General features: G+C 71.4%; 17 protein-coding genes and 2 pseudogenes. 8 read left to right on the top strand and 11 right to left on the bottom strand.

The window, feature by feature from the left end; genetic code table 11:
- Window positions 1–101: 101 nt before the first annotated feature.
- The 6 genes and pseudogenes from ACRAWC_RS00570 to ACRAWC_RS00545 form a co-directional block, all read right to left on the bottom strand.
- A pseudogene (locus tag ACRAWC_RS00570) lies at window positions 102–937 on the bottom strand (PP2C family protein-serine/threonine phosphatase).
- 235 nt (window positions 938–1,172) lie between these two features.
- Window positions 1,173–1,304: pseudogene (locus ACRAWC_RS00565) on the bottom strand (FHA domain-containing protein); the annotation flags it as partial.
- Window positions 1,280–2,200 (bottom strand): hypothetical protein, encoded by a 921-nt coding sequence (locus ACRAWC_RS00560; RefSeq protein WP_431345998.1) that lies wholly within the window; start codon window positions 2,198–2,200, stop codon window positions 1,280–1,282. The pseudogene ACRAWC_RS00565 and the gene ACRAWC_RS00560, both read right to left, overlap by 25 nt.
- 70 nt (window positions 2,201–2,270) lie before the next feature.
- Complete coding sequence (locus ACRAWC_RS00555; protein ID WP_431345997.1) at window positions 2,271–2,990, bottom strand: cache domain-containing protein; 720 nt, start codon at window positions 2,988–2,990, stop codon at window positions 2,271–2,273.
- Entirely contained in the window at window positions 2,983–3,609 is a 627-nt protein-coding gene (locus ACRAWC_RS00550; protein WP_431346014.1) for a FadR/GntR family transcriptional regulator, read from the bottom strand. The genes ACRAWC_RS00555 and ACRAWC_RS00550 overlap by 8 nt, the downstream gene beginning before the upstream one ends.
- A complete protein-coding gene (locus ACRAWC_RS00545) occupies window positions 3,561–3,767 on the bottom strand; it encodes a hypothetical protein (RefSeq protein WP_431346018.1) in 207 nt (68 codons plus the stop codon). Before ACRAWC_RS00545 ends, ACRAWC_RS00550 begins: the two co-directional genes overlap by 49 nt.
- Before the next feature lie 87 nt (window positions 3,768–3,854).
- Here ACRAWC_RS00545 and ACRAWC_RS00540 point away from each other — a divergent pair, with 87 nt between their 5' ends.
- From ACRAWC_RS00540 to ACRAWC_RS00530, 3 genes are read left to right on the top strand one after another with little or no spacing between them, the layout of a single operon-like run.
- Window positions 3,855–5,039, top strand: a complete 1,185-nt coding sequence (locus ACRAWC_RS00540; RefSeq protein ID WP_431345996.1) for a CaiB/BaiF CoA transferase family protein — start codon at window positions 3,855–3,857, stop codon at window positions 5,037–5,039.
- Window positions 5,036–6,220, top strand: a complete 1,185-nt coding sequence (locus ACRAWC_RS00535; protein ID WP_431345995.1) for an acyl-CoA dehydrogenase family protein — start codon at window positions 5,036–5,038, stop codon at window positions 6,218–6,220. Before ACRAWC_RS00540 ends, ACRAWC_RS00535 begins: the two co-directional genes overlap by 4 nt.
- Complete coding sequence (locus ACRAWC_RS00530) at window positions 6,220–7,608, top strand: aldehyde dehydrogenase family protein (protein ID WP_431345994.1); 1,389 nt, start codon at window positions 6,220–6,222, stop codon at window positions 7,606–7,608. The genes ACRAWC_RS00535 and ACRAWC_RS00530 overlap by 1 nt, the downstream gene beginning before the upstream one ends.
- Window positions 7,609–7,695: 87 nt before the next feature.
- Here the strand turns inward: ACRAWC_RS00530 and ACRAWC_RS00525 are convergent, their stop codons facing one another.
- Both ACRAWC_RS00525 and ACRAWC_RS00520 read right to left on the bottom strand, forming a co-directional pair.
- Window positions 7,696–9,213 (bottom strand): APC family permease, encoded by a 1,518-nt coding sequence (locus ACRAWC_RS00525; protein ID WP_431345993.1) that lies wholly within the window; start codon window positions 9,211–9,213, stop codon window positions 7,696–7,698.
- 117 nt (window positions 9,214–9,330) lie between these two features.
- Window positions 9,331–10,788 (bottom strand): gamma-aminobutyraldehyde dehydrogenase, encoded by a 1,458-nt coding sequence (locus ACRAWC_RS00520; RefSeq protein WP_431345992.1) that lies wholly within the window; start codon window positions 10,786–10,788, stop codon window positions 9,331–9,333.
- A gap of 89 nt (window positions 10,789–10,877) precedes the next feature.
- Here ACRAWC_RS00520 and ACRAWC_RS00515 point away from each other — a divergent pair, with 89 nt between their 5' ends.
- The 4 genes from ACRAWC_RS00515 (at window position 10,878) to ACRAWC_RS00500 (ending at window position 14,267) form a co-directional block, all read left to right on the top strand.
- Window positions 10,878–11,360: an Lrp/AsnC family transcriptional regulator gene (locus ACRAWC_RS00515; protein ID WP_431345991.1), complete on the top strand. Its 483-nt coding sequence runs from the start codon at window positions 10,878–10,880 to the stop codon at window positions 11,358–11,360.
- 2 nt (window positions 11,361–11,362) lie between these two features.
- Window positions 11,363–12,778: an aspartate aminotransferase family protein gene (locus ACRAWC_RS00510; RefSeq protein WP_431345990.1), complete on the top strand. Its 1,416-nt coding sequence runs from the start codon at window positions 11,363–11,365 to the stop codon at window positions 12,776–12,778.
- Between the two features lie 101 nt (window positions 12,779–12,879).
- A complete protein-coding gene (locus ACRAWC_RS00505) occupies window positions 12,880–13,665 on the top strand; it encodes an NAD(P)/FAD-dependent oxidoreductase (RefSeq protein ID WP_431345989.1) in 786 nt (261 codons plus the stop codon).
- Window positions 13,665–14,267: an NAD(P)/FAD-dependent oxidoreductase gene (locus tag ACRAWC_RS00500; RefSeq protein WP_431345988.1), complete on the top strand. Its 603-nt coding sequence runs from the start codon at window positions 13,665–13,667 to the stop codon at window positions 14,265–14,267. The genes ACRAWC_RS00505 and ACRAWC_RS00500 overlap by 1 nt, the downstream gene beginning before the upstream one ends.
- A 15-nt stretch (window positions 14,268–14,282) precedes the next feature.
- On the opposite strand, the gene ACRAWC_RS00495 is transcribed toward ACRAWC_RS00500, so the two are convergent.
- Genes ACRAWC_RS00495 through ACRAWC_RS00485 form a run of 3 tightly spaced genes read right to left on the bottom strand, consistent with a single transcriptional unit; the run spans window position 14,283 to window position 16,421 of the window.
- Window positions 14,283–15,062 carry an AMP nucleosidase gene (locus ACRAWC_RS00495; protein WP_431345987.1) on the bottom strand — a complete coding sequence of 260 codons (780 nt, stop codon included), beginning with the start codon at window positions 15,060–15,062 and terminating at the stop codon, window positions 14,283–14,285.
- 30 nt (window positions 15,063–15,092) lie between these two features.
- Entirely contained in the window at window positions 15,093–15,815 is a 723-nt protein-coding gene (locus ACRAWC_RS00490; RefSeq protein WP_431345986.1) for a VIT1/CCC1 transporter family protein, read from the bottom strand.
- Between the two features lie 51 nt (window positions 15,816–15,866).
- On the bottom strand, window positions 15,867–16,421 hold the full coding sequence (locus ACRAWC_RS00485) for a DUF2127 domain-containing protein (protein ID WP_431345985.1): 555 nt from the start codon (window positions 16,419–16,421) through the stop codon (window positions 15,867–15,869).
- A 98-nt stretch (window positions 16,422–16,519) separates the two neighbouring features.
- Here ACRAWC_RS00485 and gdhA point away from each other — a divergent pair, with 98 nt between their 5' ends.
- Entirely contained in the window at window positions 16,520–17,872 is a 1,353-nt protein-coding gene (gdhA, locus tag ACRAWC_RS00480; RefSeq protein ID WP_431345984.1) for an NADP-specific glutamate dehydrogenase, read from the top strand.
- Window positions 17,873–17,886: the final 14 nt, after the last annotated feature.

Genomic DNA, 17,886 nt, shown 5'->3' with positions numbered 1-17,886 from the left:
ACCCGCACTGGGGGCATCTCGTTTACCCCCAACTCGGGGGCCAAATCGGTGAGAATTGTCCCCCGTGGAGGGGCCGTTCGTCAGTGCCCGCGTGCCGCGGTTCAGTGGCGTCGGGCCGCCCTGCGCGGGAACCCCTCGCGGTGCGAGCCGCTCTCCGGAGTCGCCAGCACGTCGACCACGACCACGGTCACGTTGTCGCGGCCGCCGTTGCCGAGCGCGGCGTCCATGAGCTGCTGCGCGGCGTCCAGCGGGGAGGCGCCCTCGCCGAGGTAGTAGCGGATGCCGTGCTCGGTGAGCTCCTTGGTGAGCCCGTCCGAGCAGACCAGAAGGCGGGACCCCGCCACGATCGGGAACAGGAAGTAGTCGGGCACCGGGTCCTCGTTGAACCCGACCGCGCGCGTTATCACGTTGCTGTGCGGGTGGACCTCCGCCTCCGCCGGCGTGATCGCCCCGGCATCGAGCAGCTCCTGCACGATGGAGTGGTCGACGGTGAGCTGCTCCAGCGTGCCGTCGCGGAAGCTGTAGACGCGCGAGTCGCCGATGTTGAAGACGAGCCAGTACGGCGAACCGTCCGACAGCGTGAGCGCGATGCCCGTCACGGTGGTGCCGGTGCCGAGGTCCGTCTGGCCCACGCCGCGGCCCATGTCGTCCACGGCGTCGCGCAGCGCCTCGGTCAGCGCGCCCTCCGTGACGAAGTCGACGCGCAACTTCTCGGCCAGCCGGGTCACCACCGCGGTGCTGGCGAAGTCGCCGGCGGTGTGGCCCCCATGCCGTCGGCGACCGCGAAGATCGGTGAGCGCGCCAGGAGGCTGTCCTCGTTGACGCTGCGGCGGTAGCCGGTATCGGACAGCGCCGCCCAGGACAGGCTGATGCGCGCGTCTGCGCCGCCCGGCACGACCACGGTGTGGCGCCGGTTGGTGCGACCGATCTGGGTCACTCGCGTCCTTCTTCTCGACGGTCCGCTTCCGGCAGCGGCCGCGGGGTCCCCGTGGTGCCGCCGGCCGGGACGGCGGTGATCTCGATGATATTACCGTCGCCGATCTCCACAACCGTTCCGGGGAGGACGACCGTGGACTCCCCGGGCGCAGGCGGTCGGCGGTGCGGCCCGGCCGGTGCACGACGGTGCCGTTCGTCGAGCGCAGGTCGGTGACGACCACGGCGTCCCCCGACTGCTCGATGCGCACGTGCGTGGAGGACACCTCCTGTTCGGGCGACTGCACCGCGACGAGGCGCGGCGCGACGCCCGACTCCACCCGCTGCAGCGCGGGTCTGCGGCCGATCACGATCGGCGCATCCAGTTCCATGATGTCCCCCGGGACGACCCGGACGGCGAAGCGCTGCGGCGGCGGAAGGATCTCCGTGCCGCCGGCCGGTGTCGGGACCGCGGCGGGAACCGGCGGCCGGCCGACTCCGGGCGTGTCGCGCAGGTCCGGCCGCTGGGTCGCGGCGCCGGGCTCCTCGATGTCGATCGCGCCGGGCAGCTCGTGGGCTGCGCGGACGGGCTGCACGACGGGGGCCGCCTCCGGCGACTCGGCGAGCCCGGCTGTCGCCGGGACGTCCGGCCCGTCGGCGTGCGAGAACAGGCTGGAGCTGCGGTTGCGCGCGCGGATGATGGTCTCGTCGAGCTCGGAGTCGGCCCCGGACTCCCGGGCGCCGGTGTCCTCCGCCGGCTCCGCCCCCGGCCGGCAGTGCGCTCGACGCGCTCCAGCGGGGTGCTCGACCAGGTCAGCAGCTCGCCGTCCACCACGCCGAGGCCGAGCGGCAGGGAGCCGATCGACAGCCTGGCGGCCGGCCCGGTGGGGAGGTCGTCGCCGCCGACCGCGAGCCCGGTGACGCTGCGGAACTCGGCCAGCACCCAGGGCTGCACGCCGCCCGACCCGAAGCGCCTGGCGCCGCCGACCGAGTAGACGTCGAGGGCGGCCGAGCCGCGCACAACGGCGGTGACGACGATCTCGCCCGCGTCGTTCGGCTCGCCGAGTTCGGCCACCGCGAACGAGCGGACGCTGTCCGGGGCGGCGAGCGGGAACGCGCCGACGACCGACTCGATCGTGGCGAGGTCGGACTCCGCCAGCCACCACACCGCGTCCACGATGCTGTCGGCGACCGTGCTCTCCACGCAGGCGACGAAGCGGCGGCCGGCGATCAGCAGCCAGCGCGACGGGCCGGCGGTCGGGGCGTAGCGGGTGAAGCCGGGAGTCACCGCGGTTCCTCCTGGTCGACGATGGACCGGGGCTGCTCCCCGATGCAGGACGTATCGTGTCGTACCGATGTTAGACCAGGCGGAACGGGGTGCCGGCGCAGCGCACGGCGCCCTCGCCCGCGTCGACCACGTCGCCGACCAGCACCGCAGGGTCGGTGGAGACCATCGCGCGGCCGGCCTCGTTGACCAGCACGACCGGGCGGCCCGCGGCGAGCATCGCGGGCAGAAGCTCGCGCTCCAGCCGCTTGACGTACACGTCGACGCCCACGACGCCGATCATCCGGCCGTCCCGCTCGACAGGCGAGGTGACCGTGACGATGTAGTCGCACGCGCACAGATGGTCGACGTACGGGCCGGTGATGTGCGTGCGGTGCGTCGACTGCGGGATGCTGTACCACTCCAGCGAGCGGAAGTCGCGCAGATAGTCGGAGTACGACCGGGAGGCCAGGTCGAGCCGGCTCGGCTCGGTGGTGGAGCCGAACACCGGGTTCTCCTCCAGCGGGCCGAGCCACCAGGAGAAGTGCAGGTCATCGCCGCCGGTGAACTCCGGGGCGGCGATGAACCCGGCGCCGACCAGCAGCGGGTCGTCCTCGCGCAGCAGCGGGATGACGAGCGCGCCGACGGTGGCGTCGATCGCCGCGGGCGCCGTGACCGCGTCGGCGCCCTCCTCGCCCCGGAGGGCGTCGCGCCAGCCGGCGAGGGATTCCTGGATACGCGCGAACAGCGCGCTCACGCGCTCGGCCGCAGCCGCGACGCCCGCGCCGGTCTCTGTCCCGACGACGTCAGCCATCGATCGTCCCTCCCGTCTCGATCCGGGCCTTCGCGGACAGCAGCCACCGTGCGACGCGCGCCAGCAGCGCGCTGACCTCGGCGCGGGCCGTGCCGCCGTCCCCCGCAGCGACGGCGTCCGCGATCACACGGGCGGAGTCGGCGGTTCCGGCGCGCAGTTCCGCATCGCGCATCCCGAGCCAGAGCAGCGGGCCGAATTCTGCCTGCAGCCGGATCTGCTCGCGCACCAGCCGGGTCGACTGGCTGAGCACGGCGAGCTCCAGCAGGAAGCCGCCGGCATTGCGGCGTGCGGAGGCCGGACCGGTGAAGTCGGCGGCGTCCAGCCAGGCCGCGAGCCGCGCGTCGTCGGCGGCGGTCGAGCGTTCGGCGGCGCGGTCCGCGCAGCCCGCCGCGATCGCAGTCACGTAGACCGCGAGGTCGCTCAGCTCGACCTGCGAGAGGCCGCGGAGCCGGGTCGCGAGCAGCGCCTCGTCGCCGTCGCCGGGGTGGACGACGAAGGAGCCGCCGTCGCGTCCGCGCCGGGTCTCGACCAGCCCCGCCTCGCGCAGCATCCCCAGGCCCTCGCGCGCCGTCACCAGCGCGACGCCGAACCGGCGGGCGAGTTCAGCCTCGCTGGGCAGCCGCTCCCCTGTGCGAGCACGCCCAGGACGATCGCGTCCGCGAGGCGCCTGGCCACCTGCTCGGCCCTGCCGGCGTCGGAGAGCTGCGCGAAGACCGCGTCCCGCGCCCCTGGCGCCGGCCGGGTCGTTGCGGCAGCATCGCGCGTAGAGGTGGTCACGCCTCCCACGATAACCCGATCCAATCATTCGCTATAGGATGAATTACGACGACCCGAGTGAGCGGCCGTCCGAGCGAAGGAGCGAGCATGGCCGACGGCATCCTCTCCGGCCTGCGCGTCGCCGACTTCTCCCGGGTCCTCGCCGGCCCCTACGCGACGATGACGCTCGCCGACTTCGGCGCGGACGTGGTCAAGATCGAGAGCCCCGCCGGCGACGACACCCGGTCGTGGCGGCCGCCCGTGGACGACGCAGGCGAGTCCACGTACTTCGGCGCGGTCAACCGCAACAAACGCTCGGTGGTGTGCGACCTCGCCACCCCGGAGGGCCTCGCCGCCGCGCACAGCCTCGCCGAGACCGCCGACGTCGTCGTGGAGAACTTCCGCCCGGGGGTGATGGAGCGGTTCGGGCTCGACGAGTACAGCCTCCGCCCCGCCAACCCCCGCCTGGTCTACTGCTCGATCACCGGCTTCGGGAGGGCGGAGGGCGCGGGCCTGCCGGGCTACGACCTCCTCGTGCAGGCGGTCGGCGGCCTGATGAGCATCACGGGGGCGCCGGACGGCGAGCCCAGCAAGGTCGGCGTCGCGCTCGTGGACGTGCTCACCGGTCAGAACGCGGTCGCCGGGATCCTGCTCGCCCTGCGCGAGCGCGACCGCACCGGCCTCGGCTCCCGCGTGGACGTCGACCTGCTCGGCTCGCTGCTCGCCGCCCTCACCAACCAGGCGTCGAGCACGCTCGCCACCGGCCGCTCCCCCGGCCGGCTCGGCAACGCGCACCCGAGCATCGCGCCGTACGAGCTGTTCCGGGCGGCCGACCGGGAGCTCGTGGTCGCGGTGGGCAACGACCGGCAGTTCGCCGCGTTCGCCGCCGTCCTGGGCCTCCCCGACCTCGCCGCCGACGCCCGGTTCTCCACCAACGAGGAGCGCGTGCACCACCGCGTCGCGTTGCGGGCGGTGCTGGAGCCCGCGCTCGCCGGGCGCCCCGCCGCCGAATGGGTGGCGGCATTCGGCGCGGCGCGCGTCCCGGCCGGACTCGTCAACAGCGTGGGCGAGGCGTTCGCGTTCGCGGAGTCCCTCGGGCTCGACCCGGTGACGACCACCGCCGACCCGTCGACCGGCCGCGTCTCGCGCCAACCGGCCACCCCCATCCACCTGAGCACGTCACCCGCCGTGCACCGCACCCCGCCGCCACTGCTCGGCGCCGACCAACCCCGCGGGCACGAACCCCTGTGGCTGGACGCCGTCCGCCCGTCCACCGAAAGGACCACCCGATGACCACGCAGCCGCCCGGATCCGCCGCCTCCGCACTGGACGAGGCCTTCAGCATCGACCACCTGCTGACCGACGACGAACGGCGCTGGCGCGACTCCGCCCGCCGCTTCGCCGTCGAGCGCATCGCGCCCGTCATCGAGCAGGACTTCGAGGACAAGCACTTCCGCCGCGAGTTCGTCGCGGAGCTCGGCGGGCTCGGATTCCTCGGCATGCACCTGAAGGACCCCGGCTGCGCGGGAGCGGGCGCGGTCGCCTACGGGCTGGTCTGCCACGAGCTGGAGGCCGCGGACAGCGGCTGGCGCACCTTCGTCTCGGTGCAGGGCTCGCTCGCGATGAGCGCCATCTCGAAATTCGGCTCCGACGAGCAGAAGGCCGAATGGCTGCCGCCGATGGCCCGCGGCGAGCGCATCGGCTGCTTCGCCCTCACCGAGCCGCACGGCGGCAGCGACCCCGCCGCGATGACGACCACGGCGCGCCGGGACGGCGACGACTGGGTGCTCGACGGCGCCAAGCGCTGGATCGGCCTGGCGGCGCTCGCCGACGTGGCGGTGGTGTGGGCGGCGACCGAGGACGGCGTGCGCGGCTTCGTGGTGCCGACCTCCACTCCCGGATTCGCTGCGACGGCGATCGACGGCAAGCTCTCCATGCGCGCGTCGGTGCAGTGCGACATCGTGCTCGAGGGGGTGCGCGTCCCCGCCTCGGCGATGCTGCCGGGCGCCCGCGGGCTGTCGGGACCGTTCTCCTGCCTCAACGAGGCCCGCTACGGGATCGTGTGGGGCGCGATGGGCGCCGCGCGCGCCTGCCTGGAGGTGTCCATCGAGCGCGCGACGACCCGGGAGGTGTTCGGCCGGCCGATCGGCGCGACGCAGCTCATCCAGCAGAAGCTCGCCGACATGCTGGTCGAGTACGAGAAGGGGATCCTGCTCGCCCTGCACCTCGGCAGGCTGAAGGAAGCCGGCCGGCTGACCCCGACGCAGATCAGTGTCGGCAAGCTGAACAGCGTGCGGGAGGCGCTGGCCATCGCGCGTGAGGCCCGCACGATCCTGGGCGGCGACGGCATCACCAATGCGTTCCCGGTGATGCGGCACATGGCCAACCTGGAGTCGGTGCGCACCTACGAGGGCACGGACGAGATCCACACGCTCGTGCTCGGACGGGCACTGACCGGGCTGGGGGCGTTCTGATGGGCGACCTCAGCGCTGCTGCCGCGGCAGCCGCGGACGTGGCTCTGCTCCCCACCACCCGCGAGGAGCGCGCGGCCTGGCTCGACGACCTCGCCGACGCGCTCGAGGCCGATCGGGCGGCACTCGTCGCCCTCGCCGCCGAGGAGACCCACCTCTCCGGCGTCCGCCTCGACGGCGAGGTCACCCGCACCGCCGCGCAGCTCCGCTTCTTCGCGGGCGTGGCGCGCGAGGGCGGCTACCTGGAGGCGGCGGTCGACTCCCCCGACCCCTCGCTCGTCCCGCCCCGGCCAGACCTGCGCCGGATGCTGCGGCCGGTCGGGCCGGTGGCGGTCTACACATCGTCCAACTTCCCGTTCGCGTTCTCGGTGCTCGGGAACGACACCGCGTCGGCGCTCGCCGCCGGCTGCCCGGTGATCGTGAAGGGGCATCCCGGACACCCGCGGCTGTCCCGGCGCACCGCCGACCTGGCCCTGTCGGTCCTGCCGGCGGGCTGGTTCGCCCTGGTCGAGGGGATGGATACCGGCGTGGCGCTCGTGCAGCACCCCGCAGTCCGGGCGGCCGGGTTCACCGGCTCGGAGCGCGGCGGGCGCGCGCTCTTCGACCTCGCGGCCTCCCGCCCCGATCCGATCCCGTTCTACGGAGAGCTCGGAAGCATCAATCCCGTCGTCGTCACACGTGCCGCCGCTCGGGAGCGCGCGGCGGGCATCGGCGCCGGGCTCGTCGCCTCCTTCACCCGCGACGCCGGGCAGTACTGCACCAAGCCCGGCCTGGTGCTCGTGCCGTCCGGCGAAGGCGTGGACGAGGCAGTGAGCGCTGCGCTCGGCGCCGCGCCGGTGTCGCGGCAGTTGACGGACGGGATGAGCGCCGCCTACGCGTCGGCGATCGAGCGGTTCGGGGCGGACGACCACGTGACCGTACTGCTCGGCCCGGACACCGCCGAGACCTCGACGCCCGCCGTCGCGCTCGTGGGCGCCGCCGCCTTCCTCGCCGCTCCGGACGCGTTCCTCGACGAGCACTTCGGCCCGGTCACCGTCCTGGTCTCCTACCGCGACGACGAGCTGGGCGCCGTGCTCGCCGCACTGCGTCCGTCGCTCACCGCCACCATCCACCGCGGCGCGGACGAGGACGTCACCGCCCTCGCCGCCGCGCTGGCTCCGATCGCCGGGCGCCTCCTGTTCGACGGCTGGCCGACCGGCGTCGCGATCGGCTGGGCGCAGCACCACGGCGGTTCGTGGCCCGCGACCACGGCGAGCATCCACACCTCGGTCGGCGCGACGGCGATCCGCCGCTGGCTGACGCCGATCGCCTACCAGGACGCCCCGCAGGACGTCCTGCCCCCCGAACTCCGCGACGGCAACCCGCTCGCCATCCCCCGCCGCGAGTCCTAACCCACGCAGCCATCGCTTCCTCACTTTCTCCCGCTCGTCGACGGCGTGTCGCGGTAGGAAGTGAGGAAGCGATGGCGTGCGACGGGGCTATTCGGTGGCCGCCGGCGCGGTGCGGCGCGCGCGAAGCAGCTCGGCCATGCGGATGGCGTCGCCGGCAGGCGCGTCGGAGGCGCGGTCCGGGCGCGCGACGAACAGGTACAGCAGCCCAGCGCCGGCGACGATCCCGAGGCCGATCAGCACGATCCAGTCGTTGAACCAGTTGCCCGTGCTCGTCGGCCACGCCAGCAGCACCATCGCGAAGATCCCGTACGCCAGCGCAGCGATGTTGACGACGAGCCCGGCACGCCCCAGCGAGAACGGTCCGGCGGGACGCCACCCCTTCACCCGTTGCCGCAGCGACGCGAGTACCACGGACTGGAACGCGACATAGATGCCGAGCACCGCGAACGCGGTCACCTGCGTGATGAGCCCGTCCGGGCCGAGGTACACGATCAGGCTGATCACCACCGGGATGCTGCACGCCACGATCAGCGCGTTCACCGGCACTTTGGTGCGCGGCGACACCCGCGACAGCCAGCGGTGGGCCGGGATCATCCCGTCGCGCGCGAACGAGAACAGCAGCCGGCTCGCCGCCGCCTGCAGGCTGAGCACGCAGGACAGGAACGCGGTGACCGCGACGACCAGGAAGATCTTCGCGCCGACGTCGCCGAGGGCGGACTGGAGGATCTCCGGGATCGGGTCGACATCCTTGCCCGCCACGATCTTCGCCAGGTCCGGCGCCGCCAGGATGTAGCCGCCGAAGGCGAACAGCGCGGACACGCCGCCGACCAGGATCGTCATCATCATGGCGAGCGGGATGCGGCGGGCGGGGTTCGCGACCTCCTCGGCGACGTCGCCGCACGCCTCGAAGCCGTAGAACAGGAACAGCCCGGCCAGCGCCGCGCCGAGGAACGCCATCAGATACGACCCGTGGCCCTGCACGCCCATCGTGTCGAAGAACACCGAGAACGGGTGCTTCCGCTGGAAGATCAGCAGGTAGAGGCCGACCGCGATCACGCCGATCAGTTCCGCCGACAGCCCGATGCGGGCGACCGTCGCCAGCGTCTTCGTCCCGGTGAAGTTCAGCGCGAGCGCCACCACCAGCAGCAGCACGGTCAGCCCGAAGGTGACCTCCTTGGTGGCGGGGAGGCCGAACAGGCTGGCCAGGAAGCCGCTGCCGTACGACGCCACCGCGGTGATGGTGACGATCATCGCCCAGATGTAGATCCAGGCCGCCATCCAGGCGTACCGCCGGCCCCACAGCCGCCGCGCCCACGGGTAGATGCCGCCGTGGATGGGGTACTGCGAGACCACCTCCCCGAACACGAGCGAGACCAGGAACTGGCCGGCGCCGACGATCAGGATCCACCAGATGGAGGGCGGCCCACCCGTCGCCATCGCGACGGCGAACAGCGAGTAGACGCCGACGAGCGGCGAGAGGTACGTGAAGCCGAGAGCGAAGTTGGCCCAGAGGGTCATGGACCGGTTGAAGGAGTCCTCGTACCCGAGGACGGCGAGGTGCTCGCCGTCTCCGAGATGGGCCGAGGACGAGGGTTCTGCAGACATCGAATGCCTTCCGGGTCAGCCGCACACGACGATGTGTGTGGAGGCAGCGTAGCGGAGGGCGGGCCGAATACCTATAGAACTGGATGTTTGAGCGCGGACGGCGTGTCGCCCCCTGGGTCACTCCCCGATGTACGACATCACGTGCTTGATGCGCGTGTAGTCCTCGAACCCGTACATCGACAGGTCCTTCCCGTAGCCGGAGTGCTTGAACCCGCCGTGCGGCATCTCGGCCACGATCGGGATGTGCGTGTTGATCCACACGCAGCCGAAGTCGAGGCCCTTCGCGAAGCGCATCGCCCGGCCGTGGTCCTTCGTCCACACCGAGGAGGCCAGGCCGTAGCGGACGCCGTTCGCCCAGCGCAGCGCCGCCGCCTCGACGGTGAACTTCTGCACGGTCTGGACCGGCCCGAAGATCTCGTTCTGCACCGCGTCGTCGTCCTGGCGCAGGCCCGAGACGATCGTGGCCTCCCAGAAGTAGCCGCGGTCGCCCTGGCGGCGGCCGCCGAGCTCGATGTTCGCGTGGTCGGGCAACCGCTCGACGAAGCCGCCCACCTGGGCGAGCTGGTTCGCGTTGTTGAGCGGACCGTAGAGGATGCCGTCCTCGCGCGGCGCACCGGTGCGGGCGTTGTCGCGGGCGTACTGGGCGAGCGCGGCGACGAACTCGTCGTGCACGCCCTCCTGCACCAGCAAGCGCGTCGCGGCGGTGCAGTCCTGGCCGGCGTTGAAGTAGCCGGCCGCCACGATCCCCTCGACCGCCTTCTCGATGTCGGCGTCGTCGAACACGATCACCGGCGCCTTGCCGCCGAGCTCGAGGTGCACGCGCTTGAGGTCGTAGGAGGCCGCGCGCGCGACCTCCATGCCTGCCCGCACCGAGCCGGTGATCGACACGAGCTGCGGGGTCGGGTGGTCGATCATCGCCGCACCGGTGCTGCGGTCGCCGAGGACCACGTTGAGCACGCCGGCAGGCAGGAACTCGCTGGCGACCTCCGCCAGCAGCAGCGTCGACAGCGGCGTGGTGTCGGACGGCTTGAGCACGGTGGTGTTGCCGGCGGCCAGCGCCGGCGCGAACTTCCAGACCGCCATGTTGAGCGGGTAGTTCCACGGCGTCACCTGGCCGACGACACCGATCGGCTCGCGGCGGATCATCGACGTGTGATCCTTCAGGTACTCGCCGGCCGAGCGGCCCTCCAGGTTGCGGGCGGCTCCGGCGAAGAAGCGGATCTGGTCGACGGACAGCAGGATCTCGTCCTCCACCAGGGTGCCGCGCGGCTTGCCGGTGTCCTGCGACTCGGCGTCGGCGAACTCCTCGGCGCGCGCCTCCATCGCGTCTGCGATGCGGAACAGCGCGAGCTGGCGCTCGCCGGGAGTCGTGTTTCCCCACACCTCGAAAGCGGCCTCCGCCGCGCGGTAGGCGTCCGCGACGTCCTCCGCCGTCGAGACGGGCGCGGTGGCGTAGACGTCCTCGGTCGCCGGATCGATCAGGGAGATGCTGTCGCTCCCGCGCGCGGTGGTGCGCGCTCCGGCGACGAAATTCTGCAGTTCGGGTGTGGTTGTGGCGCTCAGCGGTGAACTCATGGCCGGGAGTCTACTGATTTCGTCGGTCAATCGGGCAGGAATGTGCGGATTCGCTTGCTAGACCGCCTCGCCACTGACAGAATCGCTCCATGAGTACCCCTCGGGCAACGAACGGCACGAAGGCTGCGACCATCGACGACGTCTCCAAGGCGATCATCGAGCAATTGCAGGTGGACGGCCGCAAGTCCTATGCGGAGATCGGCAAGGCCGTCGGTCTCAGCGAAGCGGCTGTGCGCCAGCGTGTGCAGAAGCTGACCGAGTCGGGTGTGATGCAGATCGTGGCGGTGACCGATCCCATGCAGCTCGGGTTCTACCGCCAGGCGATGATCGGCGTGCGCGTCACCGGCGACACCCTGGTGATCGCGGACAAGCTCGCCGCCATGCCGGCCGTGGACTACGTGGTCCTCACCGCGGGCACGTACGACATCCTCGCGGAGGTCGTGTGCGAGAACGACCTCGACCTCATCACGATGCTCAACTCCGAGATCCGGACGCTCGAGGGGGTCCTCTCCACCGAGACGTTCGTGTACCTCAAACTCCACAAACAGTTCTACAACTGGGGAACGCGATAACCATGACGACAACCGTTGAAACGTTCGGCGAGCCCATCACACCCGATGAGGCAGACCTGCAGGCGAAGGCACGCGACCACCTCTGGATGCACTTCGCACGCCAGTCGGTGATGGAGGAGGGCCACGGCGTCCCCATCATCACGCGCGGCCAGGGCCACCACATCTGGGACGACCACGGCAAGCGCTACATCGACGGCCTCTCCGGCCTGTTCGTCGTGAACGCCGGGCACGGCCGCAAGCGCCTCGCCGAAGTGGCCGCGAAGCAGGCCGAGCAGCTCGCCTTCTTCCCGATCTGGTCGTACGCCCACCCGAACGCGATCGAGCTCGCGGACCGCCTCGCGCACTACGCGCCCGGCGACCTCAACCGCGTCTTCTTCTCCACCGGCGGCGGCGAGGCCGTCGAGACGGCCTTCAAGCTGGCCAAGTACTACTGGAAGCTGCAGGGGCGCCCGACCAAGCACAAGGTGCTCTCCCGCGCCGTCGCCTACCACGGCACCCCGCAGGGCGCGCTGGCCATCACCGGCATCCCCGCTATGAAGGAGATGTTCGAGCCGCTGACCCCGGGCGGGTTCCGCGTCCCGAACACCAACTTCTACCGCGCGGGCGAGATGGGCGCACCGACCGACGACATCGAGGCCTTCGGCGTCTGGGCCGCGAACCGCATCGAGGAGATGATCCAGTTCGAGGGTCCGGAGACGGTCGCCGCGATCTTCCTCGAGCCGGTGCAGAACTCCGGCGGCTGCTTCCCGCCGCCTCCCGGCTACTTCCAGCGGGTGCGCGAGATCTGCGACAAGTACGACGTGCTGATGGTCAGCGACGAGGTCATCTGCGCCTTCGGTCGCATCGGCCACATGTTCGCCTGCGACCAGTACGGCTACGTGCCCGACATGATCACCTGCGCCAAGGGCATGACCTCCGGGTACTCCCCCATCGGCGCGACGATCATCAGCGACCGGATCTACGAGCCCTTCAAGCACGGCAACACGTCGTTCTACCACGGCTACACGTTCGGCGGCCACCCGGTGTCCTCGGCCGTCGCGCTGGCGAACCTGGACATCTTCGAGGAGGAGCGGCTCAACGAGCGGGTCCGCGAGAACTCGCCGCTGTTCCGCGCCGAGCTGGAGAAGCTGCTCGACCTCCCGATCGTGGGCGACGTCCGCGGCGACGGCTACTTCTTCGGCATCGAGCTGGTGAAGGACAAGGCGACCAAGGAGACCTTCGACGACGACGAGTCGGAGCGCCTGCTGCGCGGCTTCCTCTCGAAGGCGCTGTACGACGCCGGTCTGTACTGCCGCGCCGACGACCGTGGCGACCCCGTCGTCCAGCTCGCCCCGCCGCTCACCATCGGCCCGGACGAGTTCGTGGAGATCCGACAGATCCTGGAGTCGGTGCTCACCGAGGCGAGCAACCACCTCTAAGGAACGCACCACCGAACGAGTCCGCGCACCGCACCATCACGGCGGGGCGCGGACTCGTTCGCTTTTTCCCGCAGTTTTCGCCGTGGATGTTGAGGAGTGACGTGGACTACCGCAGTGTCGGCTTCTGGTTCGACTCGATCGCCGAGGCCGAGGACGGCTTCCGGCACCGCCCCGGGCTGGCCGACGACGCCACCGTCGACGTGGCCATCGTCGGCGCCGGCCTCACCGGGCTCTGGACCGCCTACTACCTCCAGGAGCTCGACCCCGGCCTGCGGATCCTGCTGCTGGAGCGGGAGGTCGCCGGCTTCGGCGCGTCCGGCCGCAACGGCGGCTGGTGCTCGGCGCTGTTCCCGTGGTCGGCCTCCGCGCTCGCCGCCCGCTACGGCCGCGACGCCGCGATCGCCCAGCGGCAGGCCATGGTCGACACGGTGGACGAGGTCGGCCGGGTCGCCGCCGCCGAAGACATCGACTGCGACTACGTCCGCGGCGGGACGGTGACGTTCGCCCGCGACCGGGTGCAGCTCGCGTCGGCGCGGGCCGAGTTCGCGGAGTCGGAGGAGTTCGGCGTCGACCAGGTGTCCCTCGCCGGGACCGAGACGGTCCGCACGCGCTACGGGGTCCCGGACGCCATCGCTGCGACGGTCACGCCCGCCTGCGCACGCGTCCACCCCGCCAAGCTCGTCCGCGGCCTCGCCCGAGCCGTCGAGCGGCGCGGGGCCACCATCGCCGAAGGGACGGAGGTCGTCGGCTGGGCGGACGGCGTCGTGCGCGTGCGCGTCGGCGACGTCGAGCGGACAGTGACGGCGGGCACGGTCGTGAACGCCACCGAAGGCTACGGCTCGCAGCTCCCCCAGGTCGGCCGGAGCGTCCTCCCCTCTACTCGCTGATGATCGCGACCGAGCCGCTGCCTGACTCGGTGTGGGAACGCATCGGCATCCAGCACGGCCAGACCTTCGCCGACTTCCGCCACCTGATCGTCTACGGCCAGCGCACAGCCGACAACCGGATCGCGTTCGGCGGCCGCGGTGCGCGCTACCACCTGGGCAGCGCCATCCGCACCTCCTACGACCGCTCTCCGCGCGTGCGCCACCACCTCGTCCGGACGCTCGGCGAGCTGTTCCCGGCGGTCGCCGGCGTGCGGATCACGCACCACTGGGGCGGCCCGCTCGGCGTGCCGCGCGACTGGCACGCGGCCGTCGGGATCGACCGAGGCGCTCGCGAGGCCTGGGCCGGCGGCTACGTCGGCGACGGGCTGAGCACGACGAACCTCGCCGGCCGAACGCTGGCCGACCTGATCGCGGACAAGCGCACCGACCTCACCGCCCTGCCCTGGGTCGGCCACCGCTCGCCGCGCTGGGAGCCGGAGCCGCTCCGGTTCCTGGGGGCCAACGCCGGGCTCGTCGCTATGGAGGGCGCCGACCTCGAGGAACGCGCCACCGGGCGCCGCTCCCTCATCGCCCGCGCGATGGCCCCGCTGACCGGCCACTGACGTCGACGGAGAGCGTCAGGCGTCCTCGAACCGCAGGTGCCTGACGCTGCGGCCGTTCCTCCGCACCAGCCGCAGCGACTCCACCCCGATGCGGATGTGCCGCTCCACGAACTGCGCGGTGACGCTGCGGTCGCTCTCGGCGGTCTTGACGCCCTCCGGAACCATCGGCTGATCGGACACCAGCAACAGCGCGCCGACCGGGATGTGGTTGGCGAACCCGGCCGCGAAGATCGTCGCGGTCTCCATGTCCACCGCCATGCAGCGGGTCTGCCGCAGGTACGTCTTGAAGGTGTCGTCGTGCTCCCACACGCGCCGGTTCGTGGTGTAGACGGTGCCCGTCCAGTAGTCGTGCCCGAAGTCGCGGATGGTGGTCGACACACCGCGCTGGAGCTGGAACGCCGGGAGCGCGGGGACTTCGGGCGGCAGGTAGTCGTTCGACGTGCCCTCGCCGCGGATCGCCGCGATGGGGAGCACCAGGTCGCCGAGCTGGTTCTTCTTCTTGACACCGCCGCACTTGCCGAGGAAGAGCGCCGCCTTCGGGCTCACCGCGCTCAGCAGGTCCATGATCGTCGCCGCGTTGGGGCTGCCCATCCCGAAGTTGATCATCGTGATGCCATCGGCGGTCGCGTTCGGCATCGACCGGTCGGTGCCGCGTACCTCGGCGCCGTACCACTCCGCGAACCGGTAGACGTAGTCGCCGAAGTTGGTGAGCAGGATGTGCTCGCCGAACTCCTCCAGCGGCGTCCCCGTGTAGCGGGGCAGCCAGTCCCGGACGATCTCCTGCTTCTCCTTCATCCCTCCCCCTTCCCTTCCCGCCGCCGCGGCTCAGCCGATCTTCGTGCCGAGCAGCGCGCCGATCGCGAAGGTCGCCGCCAGCGCCAGCGCGCCGCCGATGACCACGCGGATCATCGCCTTGCCGCGCGAGGCGCCTCCGATCCACGCCGCGACGTAGCCGGTGGCCGCAAGCGCGATCAGCACGACCACGAAGGTCAGCGGGATGCGGATGGCCGTGGGCGTCAGGATGGTCAGCAGCGGGAGGATGCCGCCGATCGTGAACGCGATCGCCGAAGCGATCGCGGCGTGCCACGGGCTGACCACATCGTCCTGGTCGATGCCCAGCTCTGCGGAGAGGTGCGCTGCCAAGGCGTCGTGCTCGGTGAGCTCGATCGCCACCTTCCGCGCCGTCTCCGGCTTCAGCCCCTTCGCCTCGTACAGGCCGGTCAGCTCGGCGAGCTCCTCCTCCGGCATCTCCGCCAGCTCACGCTTCTCCTTGGCGATGAGCGCGTGCTCGCTGTCGCGCTGGCTGCTCACCGACACGTACTCGCCGAGCGCCATCGAGATAGCGCCGCCGACGAGGGCGGCGAGGCCGGCGGTCAGGATGGCCGGGATGGACGGGGTCGCCCCCGCGACACCGACGACGACCGCTGCGACCGACACGATGCCGTCATTGGCGCCGAGCACGCCGGCCCTCAACCAGTTGAGTCGTTGCGAGAGCCCCTCGCGATGCGGCTCGTCGGGGTGGTTTCCGTTCACAGTCTCCGCGGTCATAGGGTCAGCCTAGGAACCCCGCGGTTCCTTTTCCAGCAAGCGCAGCCGAACCTAACCCGCGGCGGGCTCAGCGCGCTCGGCCGTTTCCGCGCGCCTCGCGTCCCGCAACCGGCGCTGCACGCGATACTCGTGCACGGTCAGCACCACGATCAGCACGTCGAACGCGGTCAGCGCGAGCAGCCCCCAGGAGAAGTGCCTGGCCAGCTCCCAGCCCTGCCAGCCGATGAACACGGCGAGGAAGCCGATCATCCACGGGTACGCCCAGAGCTGCTCCTTCAGCACGGCCCAGACGAGCACGACCTTCACGACGCCGTGCAGCAGCAGGTAGACCGCGCCGAACAACGTCTCCGAGCCCGTGAGGGTGTGGCCGAAGTGGACGATCCAGTTGGAGACCGGGTCGTTCGGGTCCTCGCCGAGCTCGTGCTGCGTGAGGAAGACCACGACCGCGTTCATCCGCTGCGGCGTCAGGAAGAGCAGCAGGACTCCGCCGACCAGCTCGAGCACGCCGTCCGCGCCCTTCAGCACCAGGGTGACGCGGAAGAGGATCTCCAGGAACCGTTCCCGGCGGTCGATGATGCCGTGTTCGGCGTCGCGCTCCGTGCTCATCCACCCATCGAACCACCGGACAGGATCGCCACAGCGGCGTAGGCGACGAGTTTCATGAGAGTAGACTCAGAAATCTTACGTTCGAGAAAGGCTTTTGTGTGACTCCCGTGCTCTCCTCCCTCCTGGACGACGTCCTCCGCCGCAACGCCGGCGAGCCGGAATTCCATCAGGCGGCACGCGAAGTGCTCGGCTCGCTGGGTCCGGTCATCGAGGCCAACCCGCACTACGCGCGGGCGGCCGTACTGGAGCGGATCACCGAGCCGGAGCGTCAGCTCATCTTCCGGGTGCCGTGGACCGACGACGAGGGCAACATCCGTGTGAACCGGGGCTTCCGGGTCGAGTTCAACTCCGCGCTCGGTCCGTACAAGGGCGGCCTGCGCTTCCACCCGAGCGTCACGCTCGGCACGGTGAAGTTCCTCGGCTTCGAGCAGATCTTCAAGAACGCGCTCACCGGCCTCCCGATCGGCGGCGGCAAGGGCGGCAGCGACTTCGACCCCAAGGGCCGCTCCGACGCCGAGGTGATGCGGTTCTGCCAGTCGTTCATGACCGAGCTGTACCGTCACCTCGGCGAGTACACGGACGTGCCGGCGGGCGACATCGGCGTGGGCGGCCGGGAGATCGGCTACCTGTTCGGCCAGTACAAGCGGATCACGAACCGCTACGAGTCGGGCGTCCTGACCGGCAAGGGCGTCGGCTGGGGCGGCTCGCTGGTCCGCACCGAGGCGACCGGGTTCGGCGCCGTCGTGTTCGCGCAGCGGATGCTGGCGACCCGCGGCCGCTCCTTCGACGGCGCGCGCGTCCTCGTCTCCGGCTCCGGCAACGTCGCGGTCTACGCCATCCAGAAGGTGCACCAGCTCGGCGGCACCGTCGTGGCGTGCTCGGACTCCTCCGGCGTCGTCTACGACCGCGACGGCATCGACGTCGACCTGCTCCGGCAGCTCAAGGAAGTGGAGCGGGCGCGCCTGTCCGAGTACGCGGCCCGACGGGGTTCGTCCGCTGAGTTCCGCGCGAACGGCGACATCTGGGCGCTCGCGGCGGAGACCCCGATCGATGTCGCGATCCCGTGCGCCACGCAGAACGAGCTGGACGCGACCGCCGCCGCGACGCTCGCGGGCAACGGTGTGGCCGCCGTGGTGGAGGGTGCGAACATGCCGTGCACGCCGGAGGCTGTCCACGTGCTGCGTGCGGCGGACGTGCTGTTCGCTCCCGGCAAGGCGGCGAACGCGGGCGGTGTGGCGACCTCGGCCCTGGAGATGCAGCAGAACGCGTCGCGGGACGCGTGGACGTTCGCGTACGCCGAGAAGCGCCTCGACGAGATCATGACCGCCATCCACGACCGCTGTGCGGAGACCGCCGAGCAGTACGGCGCGCCCGGCGACTACGTGCTGGGCGCGAACGTCGCGGGGTTCGTCCGGGTGGCGGACGCGATGCTGGCGCTCGGCGTCATCTGACGCACGGGGCGGCC

The organism is Leifsonia sp. L25, assembly GCF_050632895.1.
The sequence above is the reverse complement of the archived record's forward strand: the minus strand, read 5'-3'. Positions and strand labels throughout refer to the sequence as shown.